General features: G+C 64.7%; 24 protein-coding genes. 12 read left to right on the top strand and 12 right to left on the bottom strand.

Annotated features, from left to right (window positions below):
* Positions 1 to 245: 245 nt before the first annotated feature.
* From ACFQS4_RS18505 to ACFQS4_RS18485, 5 genes are all read left to right on the top strand, one after another.
* Complete coding sequence (locus tag ACFQS4_RS18505; RefSeq protein ID WP_500195247.1) at positions 246 to 2189, top strand: ABC transporter substrate-binding protein; 1944 nt, start codon at positions 246 to 248, stop codon at positions 2187 to 2189.
* A 61-nt stretch (positions 2190 to 2250) separates the two neighbouring features.
* Positions 2251 to 3225 (top strand): ABC transporter permease, encoded by a 975-nt coding sequence (locus tag ACFQS4_RS18500; RefSeq protein ID WP_500195245.1) that lies wholly within the window; start codon positions 2251 to 2253, stop codon positions 3223 to 3225.
* 19 nt (positions 3226 to 3244) lie between these two features.
* Positions 3245 to 4429, top strand: a complete 1185-nt coding sequence (locus ACFQS4_RS18495) for an ABC transporter permease (protein WP_500195243.1) — start codon at positions 3245 to 3247, stop codon at positions 4427 to 4429.
* Complete coding sequence (locus ACFQS4_RS18490) at positions 4429 to 5475, top strand: ABC transporter ATP-binding protein (protein WP_500195241.1); 1047 nt, start codon at positions 4429 to 4431, stop codon at positions 5473 to 5475. Before ACFQS4_RS18495 ends, ACFQS4_RS18490 begins: the two co-directional genes overlap by 1 nt.
* Positions 5468 to 6793 (top strand): ABC transporter ATP-binding protein, encoded by a 1326-nt coding sequence (locus ACFQS4_RS18485; RefSeq protein ID WP_500195239.1) that lies wholly within the window; start codon positions 5468 to 5470, stop codon positions 6791 to 6793. Before ACFQS4_RS18490 ends, ACFQS4_RS18485 begins: the two co-directional genes overlap by 8 nt.
* A gap of 64 nt (positions 6794 to 6857) precedes the next feature.
* On the opposite strand, the gene hpt is transcribed toward ACFQS4_RS18485, so the two are convergent.
* The 4 genes from hpt to ACFQS4_RS18465 all read right to left on the bottom strand — a co-directional run bounded on the left by hpt (position 6858) and on the right by ACFQS4_RS18465 (position 10255).
* Positions 6858 to 7427 carry a hypoxanthine/guanine phosphoribosyltransferase gene (gene hpt / locus ACFQS4_RS18480; protein WP_312909557.1) on the bottom strand — a complete coding sequence of 190 codons (570 nt, stop codon included), beginning with the start codon at positions 7425 to 7427 and terminating at the stop codon, positions 6858 to 6860.
* 110 nt (positions 7428 to 7537) lie between these two features.
* The gene (locus ACFQS4_RS18475; protein WP_500196671.1) at positions 7538 to 8107 is read right to left on the bottom strand and encodes a DUF7344 domain-containing protein; all 570 of its coding nucleotides are present in this window, start codon (positions 8105 to 8107) and stop codon (positions 7538 to 7540) included.
* A 163-nt stretch (positions 8108 to 8270) separates the two neighbouring features.
* Positions 8271 to 9425 (bottom strand): bifunctional phosphopantothenoylcysteine decarboxylase/phosphopantothenate--cysteine ligase CoaBC, encoded by a 1155-nt coding sequence (coaBC, locus tag ACFQS4_RS18470; protein ID WP_500195235.1) that lies wholly within the window; start codon positions 9423 to 9425, stop codon positions 8271 to 8273.
* A 92-nt stretch (positions 9426 to 9517) separates the two neighbouring features.
* Positions 9518 to 10255 carry an NAD(P)/FAD-dependent oxidoreductase gene (locus tag ACFQS4_RS18465; RefSeq protein ID WP_500195233.1) on the bottom strand — a complete coding sequence of 246 codons (738 nt, stop codon included), beginning with the start codon at positions 10253 to 10255 and terminating at the stop codon, positions 9518 to 9520.
* A gap of 173 nt (positions 10256 to 10428) precedes the next feature.
* Here ACFQS4_RS18465 and ACFQS4_RS18460 point away from each other — a divergent pair, with 173 nt between their 5' ends.
* Positions 10429 to 13512: an FAD-binding and (Fe-S)-binding domain-containing protein gene (locus ACFQS4_RS18460; protein ID WP_500195231.1), complete on the top strand. Its 3084-nt coding sequence runs from the start codon at positions 10429 to 10431 to the stop codon at positions 13510 to 13512.
* A 30-nt stretch (positions 13513 to 13542) separates the two neighbouring features.
* The gene (locus ACFQS4_RS18455) at positions 13543 to 13803 is read left to right on the top strand and encodes a DUF8006 family protein (RefSeq protein WP_253429880.1); all 261 of its coding nucleotides are present in this window, start codon (positions 13543 to 13545) and stop codon (positions 13801 to 13803) included.
* 131 nt (positions 13804 to 13934) lie between these two features.
* On the opposite strand, the gene ACFQS4_RS18450 is transcribed toward ACFQS4_RS18455, so the two are convergent.
* The 7 genes from ACFQS4_RS18450 to trpC all read right to left on the bottom strand — a co-directional run bounded on the left by ACFQS4_RS18450 (position 13935) and on the right by trpC (position 19402).
* Entirely contained in the window at positions 13935 to 14657 is a 723-nt protein-coding gene (locus ACFQS4_RS18450; RefSeq protein WP_500195229.1) for a hypothetical protein, read from the bottom strand.
* Positions 14658 to 14782: 125 nt separating this feature from the next.
* Positions 14783 to 15079, bottom strand: coding sequence for a DUF7521 family protein (locus ACFQS4_RS18445; protein ID WP_500195228.1), 297 nt, complete (start codon positions 15077 to 15079; stop codon positions 14783 to 14785).
* A gap of 2 nt (positions 15080 to 15081) precedes the next feature.
* On the bottom strand, positions 15082 to 15459 hold the full coding sequence (locus tag ACFQS4_RS18440; RefSeq protein WP_500195225.1) for a helix-turn-helix domain-containing protein: 378 nt from the start codon (positions 15457 to 15459) through the stop codon (positions 15082 to 15084).
* 142 nt (positions 15460 to 15601) lie between these two features.
* Complete coding sequence (locus ACFQS4_RS18435) at positions 15602 to 16402, bottom strand: 2-amino-3,7-dideoxy-D-threo-hept-6-ulosonate synthase (protein WP_500195222.1); 801 nt, start codon at positions 16400 to 16402, stop codon at positions 15602 to 15604.
* Between the two features lie 26 nt (positions 16403 to 16428).
* Complete coding sequence (gene trpA / locus ACFQS4_RS18430; protein ID WP_500195220.1) at positions 16429 to 17271, bottom strand: tryptophan synthase subunit alpha; 843 nt, start codon at positions 17269 to 17271, stop codon at positions 16429 to 16431.
* A complete protein-coding gene (gene trpB / locus ACFQS4_RS18425; protein ID WP_500196669.1) occupies positions 17268 to 18476 on the bottom strand; it encodes a tryptophan synthase subunit beta in 1209 nt (402 codons plus the stop codon). The genes trpA and trpB overlap by 4 nt, the downstream gene beginning before the upstream one ends.
* Positions 18477 to 18616: 140 nt before the next feature.
* A complete protein-coding gene (trpC, locus tag ACFQS4_RS18420; protein WP_500195218.1) occupies positions 18617 to 19402 on the bottom strand; it encodes an indole-3-glycerol phosphate synthase in 786 nt (261 codons plus the stop codon).
* Between the two features lie 102 nt (positions 19403 to 19504).
* Here trpC and aroA point away from each other — a divergent pair, with 102 nt between their 5' ends.
* The 3 genes from aroA (at position 19505) to ACFQS4_RS18405 (ending at position 22661) form a co-directional block, all read left to right on the top strand.
* A complete protein-coding gene (gene aroA / locus ACFQS4_RS18415; protein WP_500195216.1) occupies positions 19505 to 20797 on the top strand; it encodes a 3-phosphoshikimate 1-carboxyvinyltransferase in 1293 nt (430 codons plus the stop codon).
* A 272-nt stretch (positions 20798 to 21069) separates the two neighbouring features.
* Positions 21070 to 21879 carry a DNA-directed RNA polymerase subunit epsilon gene (locus tag ACFQS4_RS18410; RefSeq protein ID WP_500195214.1) on the top strand — a complete coding sequence of 270 codons (810 nt, stop codon included), beginning with the start codon at positions 21070 to 21072 and terminating at the stop codon, positions 21877 to 21879.
* A gap of 59 nt (positions 21880 to 21938) precedes the next feature.
* Positions 21939 to 22661, top strand: a complete 723-nt coding sequence (locus ACFQS4_RS18405; RefSeq protein WP_500195212.1) for a DsbA family oxidoreductase — start codon at positions 21939 to 21941, stop codon at positions 22659 to 22661.
* A 7-nt stretch (positions 22662 to 22668) separates the two neighbouring features.
* On the opposite strand, the gene ACFQS4_RS18400 is transcribed toward ACFQS4_RS18405, so the two are convergent.
* The gene (locus ACFQS4_RS18400) at positions 22669 to 23499 is read right to left on the bottom strand and encodes an NAD(+)/NADH kinase (protein ID WP_500195210.1); all 831 of its coding nucleotides are present in this window, start codon (positions 23497 to 23499) and stop codon (positions 22669 to 22671) included.
* A gap of 214 nt (positions 23500 to 23713) precedes the next feature.
* On the opposite strand from ACFQS4_RS18400, the gene ACFQS4_RS18395 reads away from it, so the two are divergent.
* A complete protein-coding gene (locus ACFQS4_RS18395) occupies positions 23714 to 24766 on the top strand; it encodes a KaiC domain-containing protein (protein WP_500195208.1) in 1053 nt (350 codons plus the stop codon).
* Positions 24767 to 24902: 136 nt separating this feature from the next.
* Positions 24903 to 26867: an acetate--CoA ligase gene (acs, locus tag ACFQS4_RS18390; protein WP_500195204.1), complete on the top strand. Its 1965-nt coding sequence runs from the start codon at positions 24903 to 24905 to the stop codon at positions 26865 to 26867.
* Positions 26868 to 26955 lie beyond the last annotated feature (88 nt).

The following is a 26955-nucleotide window of genomic DNA, read 5'->3' as shown; positions in this document are numbered from 1 at the left end:
AGACACTGTTTTCGCAATACCTGCCCGACAAGTATAACTATTGTTCGTGAAGCCGATAAAATTGCGTCGTTTGGATTTTCCCCTCGGATAGGTTTAGAAAAATCGTTCAGAAAACACGGTGATTTTCGTAATTAATGGCAGTTTCTGGAATCGTTCACTGCGTGTGGAGACTGCTCTTCCGATTCACTGGACAGTGTGTAGGGTATATGCAAAGTTTTATAGGGGTCTGCTGAAAGTGGTAGGTCATGCCACGGCAACGCATTGCAACAACTGGTGCAACCTCACACATGAATCGTCGGCAGTGGCTTGCTGCTCTCGGACTCGGGAGCGCGACCGCCCTGGCCGGCTGTACGAGTGGTGGGAACGGCAACGGCAACGGCAACGGCGACGACGACGACGGAAACGGCGACGATGACGGAAATGGTGGGTCCGGCATCGACGACGAACTCGAGGAGTTACCGGAAGTGTCTGGAACGTACGACACGGCCGTCGCCTCGTCGTTCACGACGTTGAACCCCATCTACAACACGGAAAACGGAGCCGGAAACGCGATCGGTCGCGTTCTGGACATGGGGTACACGTTCGACGAGAACAACGAACTGTTCCCGCTGCTGTACGACCTCTCTACCGAAGACGGTGAAGTGTGGACGTTCGAGGTTCGCGAAGGGCTCGAGTTCAGCGATCCATACGGTTCGGTCACCGCCGAGGACTTCGTCTATCTCATTCAGGAGATTCACCAAAGCAGCTGGGCGAACTCCGCCGACAGCGTCTACTGGGCCGGAATCGAGGTCGAACAGACGGGCGAGCTAGAGTTCGAGGCGACCCTGCCGGAACCGCAACTGCTCTGGCCCGAGAGCTACGGTCCGCTCCTGTATCCCATCCCGAAGGACCTGATCGAGCCCTACGTTGAAGAGGAGGACGCCGAAGGACTCAAGAAGGACGAGGAGTTGCTCGAGCTCCAGTTTACGGGCAATCTCGGACCGTTCGTCCTCGACGAGTGGGAGCGAGACGCAGGGACGACCTACAGTCGCAACGAGGACTACTACCTGCAGAACATCGACGGTGGTCGACGGTTGTTCGAGAACGCCCCCTACTTCGAGGGCGCGACAATCAACGTCATGGAGGAACAGTCCTCCCGACTCAATGCGCTGGAAACCGGCGACGTCGACACCGCTGCCGTCCCCCCGGAGCGAGTCAATGAGTTCCGAAACCTCGACAACGTCAACGTGTACGAGATTCCGACCCCGTACAACAACATCATCTCCGTAAACATGCGGGACAACGGCTGGATGGAGGGACCAGGCAACCTGTTCCGATACAAGGAGTTCCGCCAGGCGATCAACGCCGCAATCGACAAGGAACAGATCGTCGAGGGTATCTACCGCGGATTTGCCAGCCCACACTACACCTGGCAACCCCGATTTAGCGAGTTCTATCCGGGCGACGACGAGATTCCGAAGTTCGGATCCGGTGACCAGTACGGTTCCGAGTATGCCCGCGGCCTCGCCGAGGAGGCGTTCGGTCAATCCGAGTACGATTACGCGTTCGACGGCGACACGATGGTCGACCCCGACGGTAACCAGGTGTATCTCGAGATCTGTGTCAACGCCAATGCTGACACGCAACAACTCCTGGCCGAGCACATTCAGAAGGAACTGGGCGAGAACCTCGGCATCGATGTCGAGTTGAACCTGATGGATCCCATCCGCTTCGACACCGAGTACTGGAGCGCCGAACCGCTTGAGGACCCCAGCGAGGAGGAACTGACCGACACCGTCAACGGCGAGGAGGTTACCTGGGAAACCTCCACGGCGACGAACCCGGGACCGCGGTCGGCCACGAGCAACCAGGGGTGGGATATGTCGCTGATCTATGGGCTCAACACCTACCCGCGTAACCCGCTCTCCAACGACGCGTTCTTCGACGGACCAACGGCGTTCTACAATCCCGTCGGCTACTATCCCGGCTTCGACGCACAGTCGATCTTCGAAGAGGCCAGGCAGGCCTCGGACAGGGAGACGCTGGCGACCGCGCTGGAGGACCTCTTCATCAATCTCGCCGAGGAACAGCCCTACATCATGCTGACCTTCGGTGACGACACGCCAGGGTACAACGCAGACCTCAAAGGACCGATCGAGAACTTCTCGAACGGGTGGGACTTCGCAGCCTGGTACTTCGACGAGGAGTAAGGCGCCAGGGTCTCTCGCGGGATTATTTGCATAACAGACATACAGAGATACAGACATATACATGGGACTTGGAAAATATATCACCGGGCGGGTGCTCTGGGCGTTTGTCGTATCGTGGATTATCGTCACGGTAACGTTCATCCTGCTGGCTGCATCGCCGGATCCGACCGTTCAACAGGCGGCGACGCAAGCCGCACTCGAGGGTGGGGATCCAAACGTTGCGGCCGAACAGCAACGCGAACTTCGGGGACTCAACGACCCGCTTCACGTGCGATATTTCGATTTCGTTCAGGGGGTCTACACGCTCGACTGGGGCTGGTCCGAATACCGCAGTCAACCGGTCACCGAGGCGGTCTACCAGTCGCTGTACTACACGGCCCAGTACTCGATTCCGTGGACGATTTTGACGATCCTCCTCGGGCCGCTCATCGGCGTCTACTCGGCGGCGAACATGTACAGCTGGAAGGATCATGTGGCCACGGGCTTCGCGTTCTTCGGGTACGCGATCCCGAACTTCTTTTTTGGAATCGTGTTACTCCTGATATTCGGGGTCTGGTTCGAGTTGGTCCCCGTCACGTACAACACGAACGCCGCCGTGTTTAGCCTGGAAAACGCGAGACAGCTCGCACTCCCGGTGTTCGTGCTCGTGACCGGTTCGATCGGCGGAATCATGCGCGTCTCCCGGAACGAGTCGGCCGAGTTCCAGAACGCCGACTTCATGAAGACGGCGAAGGCAAAGGGAGTATCGCCGCTACGGGCGTACGCGTATCACGTGATGCGGCCGACCCTCGTTCCCCTTTCGACGACGCTCGTCGGGCAGCTCCTCGCGCTGTTCCTCGGAGCGTCGCTACTCGTCGAGGTCGTCTTCGGGATTCCTGGGCTCGGACGAGTAACCTACCACGCGCTGGTCGCACAGGATACGAACCTCGTCCTCGGGACGACGTTGTTCTTCACATTTATCGCCGTGATCGGGAACCTCCTCGAGGACCTCGTGTTCACCGTGCTCGACCCGCGGATTAGCTACGACGACAGATAACGCACATATTCAACACACAATGGCAACAGAAAGTCACGATCGATTCGACGACATCGACTGGGATTCCATCTCCGATTCCGGCGGGTTTGGACTCTCGATCAACTCACTCGGGATGCTCCTGTGCAGCTTCCCGGTGATCCTCCTCGCGCTGTACGACTGGCGAGTCCTCGATCACAGAACGCCGACGTTCGAACCGTTCGGCTTCGATGCGAACATCGAAACGCTCGAGTACTACTTCATCCTGACGCTGTTCCTGTTCGTGTTCTATCTCGTCTTGCCGCTCTACCAGAATCCGCGGCGGACGAAGTACTACTGGCGCGAGTTCAAGCGCAATCGACCGGCCGTCGTCAGCCTCGGCTGGCTGGGCATCGTCTTCGTCGGCGGGATTCTCGGACCGTTCGTCCTGAGTGCCCCGGAACAGAACATCATGGCCGGCCACCAGCCACCGGTCTTCCTCTCGGTCGACATGGCGAACGTCGCGACCTGTGTCGGTGAAACCGCCAACGGCCAGTGTCACGGCACGTGGGAGTATCCGCTGGGAACGACGCGTGGTGGAAAAGGGGTCTTTACCTCCATCGTCTACGGGATGACGATCAGCATGCAGATCGCGTTCATCACGACGACAATCGTCGCCGCCATCGGAATCTCTGTCGGCACGTTCAGCGCGTACGCGGGCGGGTGGGTCGACGAAATCCTCATGCGTATCGTCGACATCGTACTGTCGTTCCCGACGCTGATGTTCTTCCTGCTGATCCTGTACATCTACGGCGCCGGCCTCGGCATGTTCATTCTCGTCTTTTCCCTCTTCGCCTGGGGCGGTACGGCTCGATACGTACGGAGCAAATCACTGTCCGTCTCCGAGGAAGAGTACGTCAAGGCAGTCCGGATTAGCGGTGCGAGTACTTACCAGATCGTCCGCCGGCACGTCGTCCCAAACACGGCGAGCAGTATTATCACCCAACTGACTCTACTGATTCCCGGGTTCTTACTCGCCGAGGCGCAGTTGGCGTATCTCGGCCTGGGTGACTCGAACATTCCGTCGTGGGGCCAGCTGATCGCAGCCGGGCGTAGCGACCTCTCGTTCGCACCGTGGATCGTTCTCGCCCCTGGTATCGTCCTGTTTCTCACCATCCTCTCGTTCAACTTCCTCGGTGACGCACTGCTCGACGCGCTCAATCCGCAGGCGGAGGCTGAGTCCGAATAATGACGACTGACAAACCCTTACTCGAGGTCGAAGACCTCAGAACGACGTTCCGCACCGATCACGGCGAACTCGTCGCCGTCGACGGAGTCGACTTCACGATCAACGCGGGTGAGACCGTTTGTATCGTGGGCGAATCCGGCTCTGGGAAGACCGTAGCGACCGAATCGATTACGCGGTTGATCAAGTCTCCCCCCGGGACGGTCGAGGGGAGAGTCCGCTTCAAGGGAGAGAACCTGCTGGAGATGACCGAAGAACAGTTGCGGTCGATCCGCGGGTACAATATTTCCCATATCTTCCAGAACCCACAAGACGCGATGAACCACTGCTACACGGTTGGCTGGCAGATCGTCGAGGCGTTGCAAGTCCACACCGACATCTCCACCCAGGACGCGCGAGCGAAGGCCATCGACCTCCTCGACCGCGTCGGGATTGCCAACGCGAGCGCCCGGTTTAACGATTATCCACACGAGTTCTCGGGTGGGCAAAAACAACGCATTATGATCGCCATGGCGCTCATCGGCGACCCTGACCTCCTCATCGCAGACGAGCCGACGACGGCACTCGACGTCACGGTTCAGGGACAGATTCTCAAGTTGCTCAAGGAGTTGCAAGCGGAGTTCGGAATGGCGATTCTCTTCGTGACGCACGACCTCGGCGTGGTCGCCCAGATCGCCGATCGAATCGTCGTTATGTACTCCGGGAAAGTCATGGAGCGCGGCAGCGTCTACGATATCTTCGATCGGCCAGGACACCCGTACACCCAGCAGCTACTCGACTGTCTTCCCGGTCGAAACGGAACGACTGGTGGCATCCCCGGAACACTTCCATCGCCAATCAATCCACCGAGTGGTTGTCGATTCGCCGACCGGTGTGAGCATGCGACCGACGATTGTCAGGTGGGGGATCAACCCGAGGAAGTCGAACTCCAGTCTAATCATCGCGTATCGTGCATCTACTATCAGTACGGGTACGACAGTTCGGTCGTCGATCCAGGAACGACACAGCACGATACGACGCCAAACGAGGTGAACTCGCTCAATGACTGACGATCTGCTACTGTCGGTCCGAAATCTGAAGAAACACTATCCGATCAAAAAGGGTTTTTTCAATCGACAGGTCGGCGCTGCCCGCGCGGTCGACGGCATCAGTTTCGATCTCGGTCGAGGCGAAACGCTGGGACTCGTCGGCGAATCTGGGTGTGGCAAGTCGACCGCTGCAACCTCTATCATTCGACTTGAGGAACCGACGTCCGGCGAAATTCTGTTCCACGGCGGGGGAGATGCCTCCCGCCCGGAAGACATTACGAAGTACGACCGATCGGAACTGAAAGCGTTTCGTCGAGAAGCGCAGATGATCTTTCAGGATCCGTCCTCGAGTTTCGATCCGCGGATGACGGTCGGCGATACGATTGGCGAACTGCTCGAAGTCCATGGCATGAAGGACCGCTCTCGACGTCGGGCGATCGTGTCCGACCTGATCGAACGAGTCGGACTCAGTCCATCGGATCACGACCGGTACCCCCACGAGTTCTCCGGAGGACAGAAACAGCGTCTCGCGCTCGCTCGTTCGCTCGTGTTGAATCCCGACCTGATCATCGCCGACGAACCAGTCTCCGCACTCGACGTCTCGGTGAAAGCGGAAATTCTCGCGTTGATCAACGACCTGCAGGAGGAGTTCGACCTGTCCCTCCTATTTATCAGTCACGACATGTCCGTCATCCGAGAGGTGTGTGACCGAGTAGCGGTGATGTACCTGGGCGAAATCGTCGAGATTGGTCCTACCGAAGTCGTCTTCGATTCGCCACAGCACCCCTACACGGAGGCGTTGCTCTCGTCGATCCCGACACCGGATCCCCGCGCGTCGATGAACGAAGTCGAACTCAAGGGGACGGTTCCGAGCCCCACCAATCCACCATCGGGCTGTCGGTTCCATACCAGGTGCCACCGCGTCATCCAACCCCCGGACTTCGACCTCGAGCAGTCGAACTGGCGAAGCCTACTGAACTTCCGTGAGCAGGTGCTCTCCGGCGGCTTCGATGTTGAAGAACTCAGAGACGCCCTCGAGGCCGACGTGAGCGGGGCCGACGGTATCTCTGACGAACGCCTCAAAGCGCACCTTCGGGCGGAGTACGATCTCGATGACGCCCTCTCCTCGGGCGAGGTCGAAGAACAGTTCGACTCGGTGCTCTCTCACCTCGTTTCCGGCGAGGACGATGCCGCACGGGACCTGGTCGAAACCACGTTCGTGACGCCCTGTGAACGGGAACATCCGCAGTTTACCGAACACGGTGTCGACCACAAGTCGATGTGTCTTCTCCATTCGGAAACTGAGGACGAGCACAGGGTCGAAACGACCGTTCGGTAGGGCCCGCTTCGGGGTCTCGGTTTCGGACAAGATGCAGACGGACCGTTGTCACTCGAGTGCGGCCTCAGTCGTCGCCGTCTTCGTCCACGATGACGACCTCGCCGTCGACGACGTCGACGTTGATCAGCGTCTTCACGTCGTAGCCCGCGTCCGCGACCTTGTTCTCGCCACCTTCTTTCTTGATGACGGCAACGGTATCGACGACCTCGGCCCCGATTTCGTCGAGTGCCCCGAGGACGGCTGCGAGCGTGCCGCCGGTCGAGAGGACGTCGTCGAGCACGAGCACGCGCTCGCCCTCGTACACGTCGTTGATGAACATCTCGTTCTCCGAGTAGCCGGTCTTCTGGGAGATAGAGACCTCGCCTTCGAGGCCGTACTCGCGCTTGCGGATGACCGTCAGCGGGATATCGGTCATGAGCGAGACGGCCGTCGAGATGTGGATACCCATCGCGGCCGGGGTGACGATCCGGTCGACGTCCTCCAGGTCGGCCTTGCGCGTGATGCGGATAACGATTTCGCGGAGGAGGGAGGGCTCGAGTTTGGGGACGCCGTCGCTGATGGGGTGGACGAAGTAGTGGTAGCCGTTCTTCTCGATGATGGGGGCCTCGAGGAGCGACCGTTTCAACTGATCCATGTCGTGGATGAGGGAGATATCGAGTAAAAGGTGACGATACGCGCCGCGCCTCGAGTCACCCTCGAAACGGACATCGTACCCGGGACAGCCACAGACCGCCGATTCCTCCGCTACCGTCCGTAACTCAGTTCCGGGGGCTCGTCGCCGTGGCCGACGCGCATGTTCCGTTCGTAGTAGATGTGAGCGGCCGCCGTAGCGGTGATCGTCACCGAGAGGAGGCCCGCCCAGGCGAGTTCCGACAGCATCGTGAGCGGGTAGATCCCGAGCCAGAGCGCGGCCACGAGCGCACAGCCGATTGCGCCCAGCGAGAGGTACAGTTCGCGCCAGGCGAACTCGCTGCCGGGGACGATCTCGAGGTAGACGTTGAGATCGCTGGTCCGATCGGTCGGTTCGATGACCCCGTCGTCGGAGTCGAACCGGAGGATACCGGCGGTGTCCATCTTCGGGAGGTGCGTCTGCTGGAGGGTCGTGTAGACTCGCTTTCGTTGCTCCGGGGTGACGCCCTCGAGGGTCGTCTCGTACTCCCAGGCAGCGACCTGCTGGGCGAGGTCGCCGAGTTCGACTGGTCGGTCGTCCTGTTTCAAAAACTGAAGGACGTAGCGCCGTCGCTGGTTGCGGAGGACTTCGAAAATTTCGCCCTTCGAGAGCGGGCTCGGCCGGCCGGGTCGGTCCATCTTCATCGTCACCTCGCGACACCAGCCTTGGGGGGAGAGGTCGTCATCGATTGACGGCATGAACGCCACGTATATAATTCTCGTGACGGTCGCTTTCGACGACAGGTTTGTCGGTTGAAAAGAACAGTCGAGCGGCGGAAGATAACGCCGATCGAAATCCTCCCGTCTCTCAGCCGACGACGACGGCCAGCGACCGAGCGATTTCGTCCGCCAGATCGGCCTTCACACCCGAAAACTGCGCGACATCCTCGGCGTGGACGAGGAGCGCTCGAGTCCGGTCGCCACCCATGACGCTCGCGTCGTTGGCGACGACGAAGGCCGCGTCGACGCGCTCTAGCACCTCCCGCGCGGCGTCGATCATCGCCTCGTCCTCGCTGGTCGTCTCGGCCTTGAACGCGACGATAGGCAGGTCGGGACGTGCCTCGCGTACCCGATCGATGAGTTTCGGCGTCGGCTCGAGGTCGAGGGTCAGCTCCTGGCCGGAACGGAGTTTCGTGTCGCTGGCATCGACGGTGTAGTCCCCGACGGCAGCGGCCGAGACGATCGCGTCCGCCTCGCCGCAGGCCTCGAGCGTCGCCTCGAGCATCTCCGACGCACTTTTGATCGTGCGAACGTCGGCGTAGGGGACGTCGTCGCCGTCGTGGATCAGCGTCACGTCGGCCCCGAGGACGTAACACGCACGGGCGACGGCTCGTCCCATCTTCCCCGAGGAGCGATTCGTCAGTAAGCGAACAGGATCGATCGGCTCACTGGTCGCGCCACTGGTGACGACGAGGTGACGCCCCTCGAGGGGCCGATCGCTCGTGGCCCGCGCGACCGCACAAACGATGGCCTCCTCGGTGGCAATCTTGGCCTTCCCCTCCTCGACGCGCGGGTCGACAAAGTCGACGCCCCAGGACTCGACGCGCTCGATGGCCTCGAGCACGCCGGGGTGATCGTACATCGGTTCGTGCATAGCCGGGGCGACGACGACGGGGATGCCGGCGCCGAGGGCCGTCGTGGCGCAGGTCGTGACCGGGGTGTCGTCGACCGCACCGGCGATCTTGCCAACGGTGTTGGCCGTCGCCGGCGCGAGCAAGAGGATGTCGGCCCAGCCGTCGTTCCCACAGAGTTCGACGTGTTCGACCCCGCCCGTGATTTCGGTGACGACCTCGCGGTCGGTCGCGAACTCGAGCGCCCACGGGTGGATGATCCCGCGGGCGCTGTCGGTCATCACCGCGCGGACGCTCGCCCCCTGCCGGCGCAACTCGTGGGCGAGTTCGACCGTCTTGACGGCCGCGATCGACCCCGAAACCCCGAGCGCGACGTTGACTCCCTCGAGCATTCTCGGTTGATCTTCGGCGGGAGGTGTAAAATGCGTATGGATCGCCGTCGAGCGCCGACGATTGCCGACGATGTTTGTGATGTACGGCCGAATCAGTCGCGGGCGATGCTCGGGTGCATCGTCGGCTCGGCCTCGAGCGGCTCCGCGAACGCCTCGAGCATCCGTTCTCTCGCCCGTTCATCTCGCTCGCGCCGCTCCGCCTCGTCGATCTCCTCGCAGGCCGGCGGCACGTCCCTGTCGCGGCCCGTGAAGTAGCCCTCGGGGGCGACCCAGTCGTGGTAGAACGGAACGCCAGAGTCGTGAATCGTAGCGAGGCCGACCTTCGCGCCGTGGCCGGCGGCGACGATCGCCTGGTGGGGTTCACCCGCGAGTCGCCCCGCGGCGTAGACGCCGTTGACGGCCGTCCGACCCGCTTCGTCGACGCTCACCACGTATTTGCTCCCGCGTTGTTCGCGACCGACGTCGAGGGGCGTGAGGTACTCGCTGTCGGCCCAGGAGGCGGCGATCACTCGGCGTGCCTCGAGCGGTTCGCCACCGTCTGTCTCGAGGACGAATCCCGCTTCAGGAGTCTGGGAATCGTGTTGCTCGACGCTCGTGACGTAACCGAGTTCGAACTCGGCGCCGGCGTTCCCGGCGTGCTCGCGAACGAGCGCGAGGTACCGGCGGGCGTCGACGCCGTCGGGAAACCCGGGGTAGTTCTCGAGGCTGGCATTGCGTGCCAGGATCGATTCGCCCCCGTCCACGACGAGGGTGTCCAGTCCGTTGCGGGCAGTGTAGATGGCCGCCGAGAGGCCGGCGACGCCGCCGCCGACGATGCAGATGTCTCGCATACTCGAGTGTGGACGAGAGCAGTATAGAAACGCTCCGACTCGAGACGAGCGCGACAGCAGCGGTGTAGCGAGGGCGATGGGTCGGCGTGTCGGCGGTTTTGGGAAGACGGACGCCGACGCACCACCTCGCCGCATGCCCGACGCTTTATACGATCGACGGCAAACAGAGAGGTATGGCTACCGAGCGCGGCGCCGACCCCGCCGCCGACTCTCGAGCGACCTACGACTACCGGAGCGACGACGTCGACCGCCCCGCGCTCGTGGAGGACATCGCGCGCGTCGTCGAGGGCGACGTCCGCGCCGACTCGTACTCCCGTTCCCTCTACGCGACCGACGCGAGCATCTACGAGATGACGCCCATCGCCGTCGTCTTCCCGACTTCGACGGCCGACGTCGCCGCCGTGATGGACTACTGCGCTCGCCGCGAGATTCCCGTCCTCCCCCGCGGCGGCGGCACCAGCCTCGCCGGCCAGAGCGTCAACGAGGCCGTCGTCCTGGACTTCACGACCGACATGGACGCTCTCCTCGGGGTCGACCTCGACGCTCAGCGCGCGACCGCCCAGCCCGGAATCACGCTGGGACGACTCAACGAGGCCGTCGCCCCCCACGACCTGAAGTTCGCGCCCGACCCCGCCTGGGGGGACAAGAGCGCCCTCGGGGGCGCCATCGGCAACAACTCGACGGGGGCCCACTCCCTGCAGTACGGCAAGACCGACGCCTACGTCGAGGAGGTGGAAGTCGTCCTCGCCGACGGCACCGTCACCCGTTTCGGCGAGGTCGCCCTCGCGGACCTCCCCGACCTCGCCGACGGTGACGACCTCGAGTCGCGAATTTACGCCGAAGTCGAGCGGATTCTCGAGGTGGAGGGCGACCTGATCGCGGATCGGTACCCCGACCTCAAGCGAAACGTCTCGGGGTACAATTTGGACTGGCTGCTCGAGGACGCCCGCGGAGCGATTCGAGAGGCCGGCGAACGCGACGCCGACGGCGGGACGATCAACCTCGCGAAACTCCTCTGTGGCAGCGAGGGCACGCTCGCCATCGTCACCGAGGCCACCGTCGCCCTCGAGCCGATTCCCGAAACCAAAAGCATGACCCTGCTGGCGTACGACAGCGTGCTCGAGGCGGTCGCCGACGTTGAACCCATCGTCGCACACGACCCCGCCGCGGTCGAACTGGTCGACGACGTGTTGATCGACCTCGCGCGCAGGACCGCGGAGTTCGTCGAGGTGACCGAGATGCTTCCGGAGGGCACAGGTGCAGTCCTCCTCGTGGAGTTCTACGCCGAGGACGACGCCAACGGGAAACGGAAGGTGGCGAACCTCCTCGCCGATCGCTGTCCGGCCGTCGCGACGGCCGTCGACGCCGACCCCGCCGACGAACGGCCCGTCCTGGAAGCCGACGTTCGCGCGTTCGACGCCCTCGAGGCCTACGACGAAGACACCAGGACGAACGTCTGGAAGCTCCGCAAGTCAGGCCTCCCGATCTTGCTCTCGCGAACGACCGACGAGAAACACGTCGCGTTCATCGAGGACACCGCCATCCCGCCCGAACACCTCGCCGCGTTCGTCGCCGACTTTCAGGAAGTGCTGGAAGCCCACGACACCTACGCGAGTTTCTACGCCCACGCCGGCCCCGGCGTCCTCCACATCCGGCCGCTCGTGAACACCAAAACTGGCGCCGGAGTCGAGAATATGGAGTCCATCGCCGATGCCGCGACGGACCTGGTCGTCGAGTACGACGGCTCGGTCTCGGGCGAACACGGTGACGGGCGCGCCCGCACGCAGTGGAACCACAAACTGTACGGCGACGAGCTCTGGGAGACCTTCGAACGGCTGAAGACGGCGTTCGACCCCGACTGGCTCCTGAACCCCGGCCAGGTCGTCTTCCGCGAGGACGACCCCACGGCGATGACCGAGAACCACCGCTTCGGCCCCGACTACGCCTTCGACGCCGACTTCGAACCCGAACTCGAGTGGGATGTCGACAACGGCTTCCAGGGGATGGTCGAACTCTGTCACGGCTGTGGCGGCTGTCGGGGCGACCAGTCGACGACCGGCGGCGTGATGTGTCCGACCTACCGGGCCAGCCGCGAGGAGATCACCAGCACGCGCGGGCGGGCGAACGCGCTTCGGCAGGCAATGAGTGGCGACCTCGAGCCCGGCGAGGCCTTCACCGACGAATTCCTCGACGAAGTCCTCGACCTCTGTATCGGCTGCAAGGGCTGTGCGATCGACTGTCCCAGCGAGGTCGACATGGCCAAGCTCAAAGCCGAGGTGACCCACGAGCACCACCGCCGACACGGTGCGAGCCTGCGCGACCGCCTGTTCGCGAACGTCCACGACCTCTCGCGGTGGGGCTCCCGGCTGGCTCCGCTGTCGAACCTCGGACCGAAGCTCCCAGGCGCACGGCGGATGATGGAGGCCGTCGCCGGCATCAGCGCCGACAAACCGCTGCCCCGGTTCCACCGGCGGACGTTCACCAACTGGTTCCAGGACCGTGGCGGCACCCTGCGGCCGCTGTCGGGAGCGAACCGGAAGGCGGTCGTCTACCCGGACACGTTCACGACCTACAACAACCCCGAGGCGGGGAAAGCCGCCGTGCGAGTCCTCGAGGCTGCCGGCGTCCACGTCGCGGTGCCGGACGACCTGGGAGATACGGGCCGCCCCGCGTTCTCGAAGGGCTTTCTCGAGCAGGCAAAGGCAACCGCTCGAGAGAACGTGGAGACGCTCGAACCCGCTCTCGAGGACGGCTGGGACGTGGTCGTCATCGAGCCCTCCGACGCCATCATGTTCCAGTCGGATTACCTCGACCTCCTCGGCGAGGACGCCCGTCCGCTCTCACAGGCGACCTACGGGGTCTGTGAGTACCTCGACGCGTTCGACCTGGACGAGGGCCTCTCGTTCGCACCGGGGAACGAGAGGCTGACCTACCACGGCCACTGCCACCAGAAGGCGACCCGGAAGGACCACCACGCCGTCGGAGTCCTCCGGCGGGCGGGCTACCGCGTCGATCCGCTCGACTCGGGCTGTTGCGGGATGGCCGGCAGTTTCGGCTACGAGGCCGAACACGCCTCGATGAGCGCGGCCATCGGGCGGATTCTGTACGACCAGGTCGAGGAGAGCCCGGGTGAGCGGGTCGTCGCCCCCGGTGCCTCCTGTCGCACTCAGTTAACGGCACGCCAGGGGCGACGCGCCAGCCCGCAGACGCCCATCGAGTGCCTCGAAGAGGCCCTGGAGACACAATCGAAGTATTAAAGGCCGAATCGTGGGGAGATACGTACACGAATGATCGAGGTACCTCTCCAGACGATCGACAACCTGCTGCGCCCCATCCACATGGGCCACGCCCTCATCGGGTTGCTCGTGCTCGCGATCCTCGGGACGCTCCCGCTGAAGTCGATGAAGATCATGGGCATCAACCTCGCCGCGCTGGGTGCGCTGTTCCTGCTGGTACCGACGAGCCTGACCGACAACATGGTCGTCTTCCGCCTGATCGGCGTCGTGCTGGTGCTGGTCGGCCCGATTCTCTACGCCGGCGGCCGATAGCCTCGAGTCCCCGATCGATTCTGTCTCGCTTCTGTTCTCGAGATTGCCGGCGACTCGAGCCGCCGCTACCGGTTCGATAGCATCTACCTATCGATTTTGTAGTGTCGACGGAGGCGAGAGCGGCCACCGGGCTACTCGAAGACAGCGACCAGATCTCCCTCCTCGAGCGGACTGGGGCCGTCGGCCTCGTACGCCTCGACGTCGTGAGTACCGACGCGAACCCTGGCCGCGCCCGTTTCGTCGATCGCGTAGGCGACCCCGTCGTCCCCGATGTCCGCCTGCCACTCGTTGCCGTCCTCGTCGGCGCCGTGGGTAGCGCCCGCGAGACGACGGCAAAACATCACCGTGATCTCGTCGTCCCACCCGAGGAGGTGCTGTTCTCGCACGCTGTTGGCGACGTCGAAAACGTATTCTGCACTCGATTCGCACAGGACGCTGTGGGTGATGTAGGCTTCTTCGAAGTCCGCGACGTACTCGAAGATCGCGTCGTCGTCGAACGAGTTCGGCGGATCGGGGTACGGAATCGTCGCCTCGGTTTCGTACTCGCTCGTCTCGTCGCCGCGCTCGAGTTCGACGGTCTCCGATTCCCTCGTACACTCCGGCCGTTCCACCTGGCCGTCGAAGGCGGCGACGACGGACTCCACGTCAACCGTTCGTGGGCCCCCGTCGGGGTCGGTAGTGGAGTTCGAGTCGCTGTCGTTTCCGTTCTCACCATCGGTCCCGTTCTCGTTCGATCCATCGCTATCGGTTCCGTCTCCCGGCTCACCAGTGGAATCGGATCCAGGCGACTGGTCGAGGCAACCGGCGGCAGCGACTGTCGCGCCGACAGCAGCGACCAGCGTTCGTCGGTGCATGAGCGAAAAATATGTTAGAAAGCCCATATAATTGTGCCAAGCTAAAACCCGCGTTTCACCCACCGACGCCGCGTGTGACGCACCTCCGACGACTTCGCTGTCTCTCTCCACGTGGCGCCACCCGCTCAATCGACGTACAGCGAGTACGCAATCACCAGAAATCCGCCGAGCACCAGCAGGCTCTCGATCAGGATTCCGACGGCCAGTCGCACCTCGAGCACCTCGAAGAGCACCCCCGCGAGGACGAACCCGAGGGTCACGACACCGAACCCGACCGCCAGCAACCCCAGTTCGCGCCGCCTCGTCCGGCGGTAGGCCTTGAGCGTCAGGAACGTAATCGCCCCGCCGACGACCAGGATCAGCGTCTTGACGATGGTCAGCGCGATCATCACGCTCACGTCGTCGACCGCGTTCGGACTCATAGTCAGAGTTCCTCCCGAACCTCTGACCAGAGGTCGGCCAGACGTTCGTCGGCCGTCCGCGGCGGGCGCTCGATTCTGGCGCTCAGGGTGTTGTCGTCCTCGAGTGCGAGCGTGATTTCGGAGAAGGCGACCCCGTACTTGCTCGCGTGGTGGCCGTCGCGTCGAATCTCGGTCGACTCTTCGAGCAGGGTTGCCTCGGTCAGCGACTCGAGTTTTCGGTACAGCGTCGACTGTGGGATGTCACAGCGGGCGTTGAGTTCTGCGGCTGTCATGGGTTCGTCGAGGTGGCGGATGATTTCGCGGCTATCGGGATCGTCCAGGGCGGCGCAGATGTCCTCGGCCGAGGGGGCGACGTCCGAGGTGAGTGGATCCCGAACCATTCGCGTGGAAATTCGAAGAAGGAGCTTTTAATCCCATCGGTCGAGAAGGCGACACGACCCGAATACGTTCGTGGCGATCAGTGTCGCGGATCACGTGGTCCTCGAGCGCCAGTCCATCGAGTTCGAGTTCCTCGTCGTCTACTCACACCTCGAGCGCCAGTCCGCCGAGTTCGAGCGCTTCGTCGACGCCCCGGTCGTCGTGGACGACCGCGGCGACGGCACGGGCGATCCCCTCGGGGTCCTCGTGCTGGAAGATCGACCGACCCATCGAGACGCCCGCACCACCGGCGTCCACAGCGCCGCGAACCATCTCGAGGGTCTGGCGGTCGGTGCCGCGGGAGCCACCAGCGATGACGACCGGGAGTCGGGTGGCCTCGACGACGTGTTCGAAGCTGTCGGCGTCGCCGCTGTAGCCGGTCTTCACGACGTCGGCACCGACCTCCTCGGCGAGACGGACGGCGTGACCGAGTGCCTCGGGGTCGTCGCCCGCGACGTCGGGGCCGCGCGCGTAGGCCATCGCGAGGACCGGGATGCCGAAGCGGTCGGCCGCGCTGGTCAGTTTCGAGAGGTCCTCGAGCTGGCCAGGTTCGTGGGTCGAACCGACGTTGATATGAAAGGAGACGGCGTCGGCACCGGCCCTGATCGCGTCCTCGACGGTCCCCGTGAGGCGCTTGTCGTTTTCGTCCGGCCCGATGGTCGTCGAGGCGTTGAGGTGGACGATGTAGCCCGCGTCGTTTTTGCTCGAGTGGACGCGCGGGGCGATACCGCGCTGGGTCAAGACGGCGTCGGCGCCGCCGCGGGTGACCGCGTCGATGGTCGATTCGATGTCTTTCAGGCCCGTGACGGGGCCGAGGGTGATCCCGTGGTCCATCGGAACGATGACGTACCGCTTGTCTGTTCCGATGCGGTCGAGTCGTGCGTCGAGTCCGGCTGTCGAAGTCATATTGCGAATGTGTAGCAAACTGGTGGTTATGTCTGTTCTGGTTGCGGTACGTTTTCCGGGTTCGCGCCGCGGGCGGAGCCCTCGGCGAGTTCGCGAGCCTTCGCCTCGAGGCGGGCCGCAGTCTCGGCGGTCGGTTCGTCGTTCTCGTGGCCCTCGGCGACGATGTCCACCAGGGCGCTCCCGACGATGACCCCGTCGGCCCCCGAGGCGACGATGCGCTCGGCGTGGTCACCGGTCTTGATGCCGAAGCCGACCGCCTTCGGGACGTCCCAGTCGGCCAGTCGCTCGAGGCTTGCGTTGGTTTGATCGGAGACGTCCTCGCGCGCGCCGGTCGTCCCGAGTCGCGCCTGGACGTAGACGTACCCCGACACGCGCTCGCGCATCCGCTCGAGGCGCTCGCCGCGGGTGGTGGGCGCGACGATGAAGATCAGGTCGAGACCGAACTCGTCGCACGCGTCGCGCAGCGGGTCGGCCTCCTCGGCCGGGAGGTCGGGGACGACGAATCCCTCGAGGCCAACCTCGGCGGCGCGTTCGACGAACGGTCTGGGCCCTCGTTCTTCGCCAAATTGGTAGATCAGATTGTAGTACGTCATACACACCAGCGGCGCCTCGACCTCGAGGTCCTCGACGAACGCGAAGAAGCGCTCGGGCGTCATCCCGCCCTCGAGCGCGCGAACGACGGCTTCCTGGATCGTCGGTCCCTCCGCGATCGGCTCCGAGAAGGGGAGGCCGAGTTCGATCACGTCCGCGCCGCCCCGGTCCAGGGCCTCGACGTACTCGAGGGAAGCCTCGTAGGTCGGATCGCCCGCCGCGAGGTACGGGACGAACGCTGGGCCGTCGGCGAACGCCGCGTCGATGCGGTCGCTCATCGTAGTCCCCCCTCGCTCGCGAAGACCGACAGGTCGGGCGCGGCCTTGAGGCCGCGTTTTTCCGTCTCCTCGATCACCGTCTCGAGGTCCTTGTCGCCGCGACCGGAGACGGTGACGACGACCGAGTCGCCCAGCACCTCGTCGGCGTCGTCGCGCCCGGCGGCCTCGTGGAGGAAGCCGAAGGCGTGGGCCGTCTCGAGCGCCGGGATGATCCCCTCCTCGGTCGAGAGCCGGTGGAACGCCTCGAGCGCGGCGTCGTCGTCGACGGTGACGGGCGTCACCCGCCCCGTTTCGACGAGGTGGGCGAGTTCGGGGCCGACGCCGGCGTAGTCGAGGCCGGCGGAGACGCTGTGGGATTCCATGATCTGGCCGTGGGAGTCCTGCAGAAGGTGCGTTCGCGCACCGTGGAGGACCCCCTCGGTGCCCGTCGAGAGCGTCGCGGAGTTGGGCGCGACTCCTGCATCTTCGTCGACCTCGAGCGAGGAGCCGCCGGCTTCGACGGCGTAGAGCGACACGGATTCGTCGGCGGTAAAGTGGTGAAACGCCCCCATCGTGTTCGATCCACCGCCCGCGCACGCGAGCACCGAATCGGGAAGCGAGCCAACCTGCTCGAGACACTGCTCGCGGGCCTCCTCGGAGATTACCGATTGAAAGTCTCGGACCATCGCTGGGAACGGGTGAGGACCGACGACCGAGCCGATGACGTAGTGGGTGTCCTCGACCGTCTGGGACCAGTCGCGCATCGTCTCCGAGATGGCCTCCTTGAGCGTTCCGCGACCCGCATCGACCGGGTTCACCTCGGCCCCGTTGATCCGCATCCGGAAGACGTTGGGTCGCTGGCGGTTCACGTCCGTCCGGCCCATGTAGATCTCGCAGGGCACGTCCAGGTGGGCGGCGGCCATCGCGGTTGCGGTCCCGTGCTGGCCCGCGCCGGTCTCGGCGATGATTCGCTCCTTGCCCATGTACTTCGCGAGCAGGACCTGCCCGAGCGCGTTGTTCAGTTTGTGCGCGCCACCGTGGACCAGGTCCTCGCGCTTGAGGTACACGTCCCGGTCGTAGCGCTCGCTGAGTCGGTCGGCCCGCTGGAGTGGCGTCGGTCGTCCGCCGAACTCACGGAGCCGTCGGCGGAACTCGTCCATGAAGCCGTCCTCGTTCGCGAGGACGTATCGCTGGTAGGCGTCCTCGAGCTCCTCGAGGGCGGGCATCAGCGCTTCAGGGACGTACTGGCCGCCGAAGCGGCCGAAGGTACCGTCCTCGAGAGATTGCTCGTCCCCCTCGTGTTCCGTTTCGTTCTCGCGCCCAGCTGGGGCGCGTTCGGTGCCGTCGTCGCTCGCCTCTAGCTCGGTCATGTCGTATCAGTCTCCGCCGTCGTCAGCCGCCGGGTATTCGCACGCACGTCGCCGTCCGTTTCGCCCGCGTGATCCATGATCGCGCTCCCGACGAGCAGCGCGTCGGCGTCCGCCTCGCGCATTCGCCGAACGTCCGCCGGCGTCGAGATGCCGCTCTCTGCGATCAGCGTCACGTCGTCGGGGACGTGGAGCGCGACCGACTCGAAGGTTTCGAGGTCGACCTCGAGGCGAGCCAGGTCGCGGTTGTTCACGCCGACGATATCGGCGCCCGCCTCGAGGGCCGCCTCGAGTTCCGCCCGATCGTGGACCTCCACGAGGACCTGAAAACCCCGTTCCCGCGCGGCAGCGAGCAGTCCTGCGAGATCGTCGACGAAGCGGGCGATCAAGAGCACGAGATCGGCTTCCACGAGGTCGAGGTGGGCTTCCTCGAGGACGAAGTCCTTGCGCAACACAGGGACGTCGACGGCCGTTCGAACGTCTCGAAGCGCGTCAGCGGAACCGCCGAAGTGAGTCGGTTCGGTGAGGACGGAGATGGCCGTCGCCCCGCCCGCGACCATCTCCCGGGCGAGGGTAGCCGGGTCGTCGTCCCGAACCCCGTCGCTCGTGGGGCTCGTCGGCTTTACTTCCGCGATGATCGGTACACGTCCGTCGGCTTCGGCCCGCTCGAGCGCGCGTGCAAACGAGCGCGGGTCGACGTCGAGAGCCGCGTCGGCCCCGCCGCGTTCGCCGGCCGACTCGAGGATCGACCGGACGGACGCCGCGAGGTCGCCAGTGGTTTCCATTATCGTACATCAATGTACTAATCTATACATAAGGCTTGCGGGACGCGTGCAAATATCCAGTCCACCGGTATCGTATTATGCCCCGTCCACCACACGACGACCATGCACGTCACTCTCTCGCCCTCGAGCGTTCGCGGGACCGCCCGCGCGCCGCCGTCGAAGAGTTACACTCACCGGGCCATCCTGGCTGCGGGCTACGCCGACGAGGCGACCGTCCACGATCCGCTCTGGTCGGCCGATACGAAGGCGACCGCGCGCGCCGTCGAGGCCTTCGGCGGGGACGTCCTCTGGGCGGACGGCGGCCGCCTCGAGGTATCAGGCTTTAGCGGTCGGCCCAACGTCCCGGACAACGTGATCGACTGCGCCAACAGCGGCACGACGATGCGCCTGGTCACCGCGACCGCGGCGCTGGCCGACGGGACGACCGTCCTCACGGGCGACGAATCGCTCCGCTCGCGCCCGCAGGGACCGCTGCTCGAGGCGATCGACGACCTCGGCGGCGAGGCGTTCAGCACGCGCGGGAACGGGCAGGCGCCGCTGGTCGTCACCGGTCCCGTTTCCGGAAACCGCGCCTCGATCCCCGGCGACGTCTCCTCCCAGTACGTCTCGGCCCTGCTGATGGCCGGCGGCCTGCTCGAGGGCGGCCTCGAGATTGCCCTCGAAACGGAACTCAAGTCGGCGCCCTACGTCGACGTCACCCTCGAGGTCCTCGAGGACTTCGGCGTCACCGCCCGACGCACAGGCGACGGCTTCGCCGTCGACGGCGGGCAGTCCTACCAGGCCGCAGGCGGTTCGTACCACGTCCCCGGCGACTTCTCCTCGATCTCGTACCTGGCGGCCGCGGGCGCCGTCGCCGGCGACGAAAGCGTCCGCGTCCGTGGCGTCTATCCGAGCGCACAGGGCGACAGCGCCATCCTCGAGACCCTCGAGCGCATGGGCGCCGACGTGGCCTGGGACCGAGAGGAGGGGGTCCTCGAGGTCTCCAGGAGCGACCTCGAGGGCGTCGAGGTGTCGGTCGCGGACACGCCCGACCTGCTACCGACGATCGCGGTCCTGGGCGCCGTCGCCGACGGTGATACCCACATCACGAACGCCGAACACGTCCGCTACAAGGAGACCGACCGCGTGAGCGCGATGGCCGAAGAGCTGGGCAAGATGGGCGTGCGGACAACGGAGGAGCGCGATTCCCTGACCGTCCACGGCGACGACTCCTCGCTCGAGGGCGCGGCGGTCGACGGCCGGCACGACCACCGAATCGTCATGTCGCTGGCCGTCGCGGCTCTCCAGGCGGAGGGCGAGACGCGCATCGCAGGTAGTGAACACGTCGACGTCTCGTTCCCGTCGTTCTTCGACGTGCTCTACGACCTGGGAGCGAGCCTCGAGCGGTCAGCGTAGGTCGAACCTCGAGAGAACAGCTACGTCGAATCTCGAGCGTGAGACGGTCTCGAGCGGTTGATCGACTCGACAGAGCGGGCCAAACGACGGGTCGCCAGTACGCGAGTTCCTTTAAGTACCTCTCGTCACAAGGTAGAGCTATGAAGGGGATTTTGGCGGCGTCGACGTTTCACTCTCCATAGTGGTGGCTTCGCGGCCAGAGTACGAACCTATCACTCGAGGAGAACACGAGCGAGGGTTTTTCACCGTCTACGTTCCATCCACGCACGAGGATGAGTCCGAACGGCGTGCCACAGGGAGCGAGGCTCGAGCGACCGAGTGGCGACGACGGCGAGCGGGAAATCGAAACCCGTCCCGGCTCGGGGTCGCTCTCGCGGGCCGCTCACCAGCGCGACGCCACCGTTCGCCAGTGGGGCGTCATCACGCCGAGCGCGACCGTCATCGGCCGGCCCGACTCGCCCGAGACGGACCTCTCGTCGAGCGTCCGTCGACTCCACGACGAGCAACACCCCGCCACGCCAGGATACGCCGAACGCGCCCACCGACTCGACCGGTTACGGACGACCCAGGCGTTCTGTAACGCCCTCGAGTTGACGCCGTGGCAGCGAGATCTGGCGCTGGGCGTCATGGACGAGATCGATCTCACCGCGTTCGGGAGCCAGCGCGCCATCGCGACGGTCGCGCTGGTAGTGATTCGTCACGTCGTCGACGTCGACCGGCGCGCGTACTTCGGCCTCGACGACGTCGACGTGAGCGACCTCTCGCCCGAGCGAATGGAGGAACTGTTCGGCCAGTACCGCGCCCACGACATCACCGACGACCCGACGTTCGAGCGACTCGCGGCCCGTCACGGGCTCGATACGACGAGTCTCAACCGGCTTCGCCGCGTACTCAAGGGACAGCTCGAGGGGGAGCTCCCGGCCTACGGACGGGCACCCTACCGCGATCCGAACCTGCCGACGGGCGTGACGGAGCCCGTCGACGGAGACGAAGCGGAGGGCGAGGGAGCGAAAGCGGACGCAACGAGTGACGACGAAACCGACGGCGTCGACGGCACGGGCGACGAGTTCCACGACGAGTGATACCGGCAACGGCTTCGAGCAGGACGGCCCTTTTGTGGACGGCGACCCTACGACGCACGATGACCACCGACCAGTCGAGCCCGATCGACGACGAGCGCGGCCTCGAGTCGAACGACTCCGGAGCGAGTGACGGCGACGGCCCGGACACAATCACTCTCTACGCGGACTACGTCTGCCCGTTCTGTTACCTCGGACGCCAGTCCCTCGAGCGCTACCGGGAGTCCCGGGAGGAACCGCTCGCCATAGACTGGCACCCGTTCGACCTCCGACGCGGAAAGCGAAACCCCGACGGCTCGATCGATCACGACGTCGACGACGGTAAGGACGACGAGTACTTCGAGCAGGCGAGGGAAAACGTCCGCCGACTCCAGGAGCGCTACGACGCCGAGATGGTCCAGGACCTCGCCGTCGAGGTTGACTCCTACGACGCCCAACTCGCCTCGCTGGCCGTCGCGTCTGCCGCGCCCGAGCGCTGGGAGGCGTTCGACGTCGCGATCTACGACGCCCTCTGGCAGGACGGCCGCGACATCGGCGACCGCGACGTCCTGCTCGAAATCGCCGACGAGGCCAGCGTCATCGACGTCGTTCGGGAGACGCTCGATGACGAAGACGAGAGCCTCCAATCACGCCTCGAGGAACTGTTTTCGGAGGCGGGCCGAGCCGGCGTGCGCGGCGTCCCGACGTTCGTCTACGAGGGCTACGCCGCCCAGGGTGCGGTTCCGCCCGAACATCTCGAGCGGCTGGTCGAAGGCGAGGACGGAGCGGAAGTCAGCAGACGGTAGTCCGTGCTCACTCGAGTTTCTCGAGCGCGTCGAAGAAGTTCACCGACGGCCCCGCCAACGTGATCGGATCGTCGGCGGCCCGGACCGTCACCGTCTCGGGCAGGTCCAGTGGCTGTCGATTGCGCCCGTCGCTGATCGCCCAGGCCGTCTCGGCGCCGGAAGCGGTGAGGGTAATTTCGCTCTCGGTGCCGACGACCAGCGGCGGCATCGCCTCGGTCGCACACATCTGCGTGACGACGAACGCGTCGACGGTCGGTCGGACCAGCGGGCCGCCCTCACTCAGGTTGTAGGCCGTCGAACCGGTCGCCGTCGAGACGAGGACGCCGTCGGCCCGGCTTGAGGTGTAGGTTTCGCCGTCGATCGCGACCTCGACGTCGACCCCGCCTGCCGGACCCCGCTTCGGGCCGTGGACGACGACCTCATTGAGCGCCGGTGCGAGCGTCCAGTTGTCTCCGGTGGCCGTCAGGCGAGCGACGGAGCGACCGGTGGTCGATCCGGTTTCGTGGGCTTCCTCGAGCAACGTCTCGACCGTCTCGACGGCATCGGCGGGAGAGATGGCGTTCAGAAAGCCGACCTCGCCGAGGTTGACGCCGACCAGGGGGGCGCCACCGGTTTCGCGGGCCGTGAAGAGGAACGTCCCGTCGCCGCCGATGCTGACGACGAACGCGCAGTCGTTCATCGCCTCGAGCGGGGTGGAATCCGCGTCGATGGCCTGTCCGGTCGCCTCGTCGACGATGGCATGGTCGCCGTGGTCGTGGATGGTCCGGATGAGCGAGGCCGCGAGTCGCTGTGCCCGGTCGTTCCCTCGCTGAGCGACAATGCCGACATCGACTCCCATGCCTGCCGGGTAGCGTCTCCGCGGGCAAAAACCCACCCTATCCAGTTTCGGGCTGGGACGGCAACGAGTTCCAGGCTGGCCGGGACGGCAACAACATTCATCGTTCTGGGGCGTTTCCCCGGAAACGAACGTCGCCGCCCGAACGCGACGACAGCCATGGACCACCCTGCCGACCTCCAACCCCGGACGCGAACCCCCCTGCGGAGTGGTTACGATGGGTGAAGAGCTCGAGGACGACTGGTTCGAACGCGCCCTCGAGGAACGCGAAAACGAGACCGACGACGGCGAGGAAGAGGAGGGCGACGACCGGGCGAAAGAGGGTGACGGCGACCGAGCAGAAGACGATGTCGACGCCTCGGAAACCGAGGATGGCGACAACTCGGACGATTCCTCGACCTCGCTATTCGACGAGGACTTCGGCAGCGCCCTCGACAACGTCGAGATGCCGGACGTCGGCACCGGAACGGCGCCTCCGGGGGATACCCTGGCAGGGCCGGACGGCTTCGACGACCTCGACTTCGACCTCGGCGGGCCAGAGGAAACCGACTTCGAAGCGGACGTCGACAGCGAGTTACCGCGGATCGACCTGGGGATCGACGGCCTCGATCGAATGATCCAGGGCGGCATCCCCGAACGCACGCTCATGGTCGCGATGGGCCCCGCCGGCACCGGCAAGACCACGTTCGGCCTCCAGTTCCTCCACTACGGCCTCGAGAACGGCGAGAACGCCGTGTTCATCACACTCGAGGAGAGCCGCGAACGAGTGATCAACAGCGCCACCGAGAAGGGCTACCCGTTCGAGGAGTACGTCGAGACGGGCCAGCTCGCGGTCGTCGGCGTCGACCCGATCGAGATGGCGAATAGCCTCACGTCGATCCGGAACGACCTCCCCCGACTCATCGAGGACTTCGGCGCGTCGCGGCTCGTCCTCGACTCCGTCTCGCTGCTCGAGATGATGTACGAGGACCGGGCGAAGCGCCGCAACGAAATCTACGACTTCACGCGCAGCCTCAAGGAGGCGGGCGTCACGGCGATGCTGACGAGCGAGGTGTCGGAAACCTCGCCGTACGCCTCCCGGTACGGAATCGTCGAGTACCTCACCGACGCCGTGTTCGTCCTGCAGTACGTGCGCCCGGATGACTTCCGCGAGACGCGACTGGCGATCGAGATCCAGAAGATTCGGGACGCGAATCACTCCCGGGAGAAAAAGCCCTACGAGATCACGGGCGAGGGGCTGTCGGTCTACCAGCAGGCCAACCTGTTCTGATCCTCTCACCCTCCTCCCCCGTCCCTGCCCCTCCCCCTTTCTCTCTGTGAGCGCCCGGTAAGCTGGTATCGGTCGACGCTCTCGTTCGCCGCCGACAGAACGCTTATTCGTATCACTTCCATCAGATTCACATAGAATGGGAGACAGAGACGAGGTTCCGAGCGACGGGGCCTCGAACGACGAGTCGAGCCACTCGCCACCGGCGTCCTTCGTTGAGCAGGCGAACGTCGACGAGGATCTCACGGACGCCTTCGAGCGGACGTGGCCCGAGTGCTGGGACCGGGCCGGCGAGTTACTCGAGTGGGACGACCCCTACGCGGCCGTCCTCGACGACGAGAACCCGCCCTTCTATCGCTGGTTCCCCGGGGGAACGCTCAACGCCTCGTACAACTGCCTCGATCGCCACCTCGAGTCCGGCCGGAAGAACCACGCGGCGATTCGCTGGGAGGGAAAAGACGGCGAGCGTCGAACGTTCACCTATCGGGAACTCTACGTCGAGGTGAACGAGTGTGCGGCAGCCCTGCGCGAGCTGGGCGTCGAAGAGGACGACGTCGTGACGATCTACCTCCCGATGATTCCCGAACTCCCGATCGCGATGCTCGCCTGTGCCCGAATCGGCGCCCCCCACTCGGTCGTCTTCGCCGGGCTGTCGGCGGCCGCGCTGGCGACCCGGATGGACGCCGCCGACAGCGAGTACCTGCTCACCTGCGACGGCTACTACCGCCGCGGCGACGCGTTCAACCAGAAGAGCAAGGCCGACAATGCCGTCCTCTCGATCGACGCGGACGTCACGACCGTCGTCGTCGACCGCCTCGGGGACGAACTCCCCCACGTCCTCGGCTCGAACGAGTACGATTACGACGCGTTGCTCGAGGCCCACTCCCGGGAAACCGTGGAACCGGTCTCGCGAGACGCCGACGACATGCTCTTCCTGATGTACACGTCGGGCACGACTGGCGAACCGAAAGGCGTCGTCCACTCCACCGGCGGCTACCTGGCCTACGCGGCCTGGACCGCCCGTACCGTCCTCGACGTCAAACCCGAGGACACCTACTGGTGTGCGGCGGACATCGGCTGGATTACCGGTCACTCCTACATCGTCTACGGTCCGCTCGCGCTGGGTACAACGAGTGTGATGTACGAGGGGACGCCCGACTACCCCGACCGCGACCGGCTCTGGGAGATCGTCGAGCGGATGGCCGTCGACGTCTTCTACACGGCGCCGACGGCCGTCCGCGCGTTCATGAAGTGGGGGAAACAGTACCCCGAGCGCCACGACCTCTCGAGCCTCCGGTTACTCGGGAGCGTCGGCGAACCGATCAATCCCCGCGCCTGGCACTGGTATCGCGAGCACGTCGGCGGTGGCGAGTGTCCCATCGTCGACACCTGGTGGCAGACCGAGACCGGCGGCATCGCGATTTCGACGGTGCCAGGCGTCGACGAGATGAAGCCCGGGTCCGCGGGGCCGCCGTTGCCGGGCATTCAGGTCGACCTGCTCGACAGCGACGGAACTGGAGTTGACCCCGGAGAGACGGGCTACCTGACGCTCGAGCGTCCGTGGCCAGGAATGGCCGAGACGCTCTACGACGACGACGAGCGGTACGTCGCGGAGTACTGGCGGCAGTTTTCCGACCCCGACGCCGGCGAGTGGCGCTACGCCAGCGGCGACGCTGCCCGGGCGGACGAGGACGGCTACCTCACGATCCTCGGGCGCGTCGACGACGTACTCAACATCGCCGGCCACCAGGTCAGCACGATGGAACTCGAATCCGCTATCGCCGGCGTCGAGGGCATCGCCGAGGCGGCTGTCGTCGGCGGGTCCAACGGCGGCGACGTCTACGCCTACGTGAGTACCGAAGGGGCCACCGACGACGGCGACGCCCTCGAACGCCGGATTCTCGAGGCCGTCGAGACCGAAATTGGGCCCATCGCCCGGCCCGAAACCGTCGTGTTCACGCCCGAGTTGCCAAAGACCCGCTCGGGCAAGATCATGCGCCGCCTCCTCGAGGACGTGACGAACGACGAACCGCTGGGTGATACGAGCGCGTTGCGGAATCCGGAGATCGTCGGGGAGATCCAGTCGGCAGTTCGTGACCAGTAGTATTTCGCTATTTCCGGAGAAGCGAAGATCGACGGTACATACGGATTCTGGTCGTTTACAACCGACTCGAGTGATAACGAGGACGCCT

Origin of the sequence: Saliphagus sp. GCM10025317 (assembly GCF_042663665.1) — an archaeon.
Taxonomy (GTDB): Archaea; Halobacteriota; Halobacteria; order Halobacteriales; family Natrialbaceae; genus Natronosalvus.
This window is presented reverse-complemented; position numbering and strand designations above follow the sequence as displayed.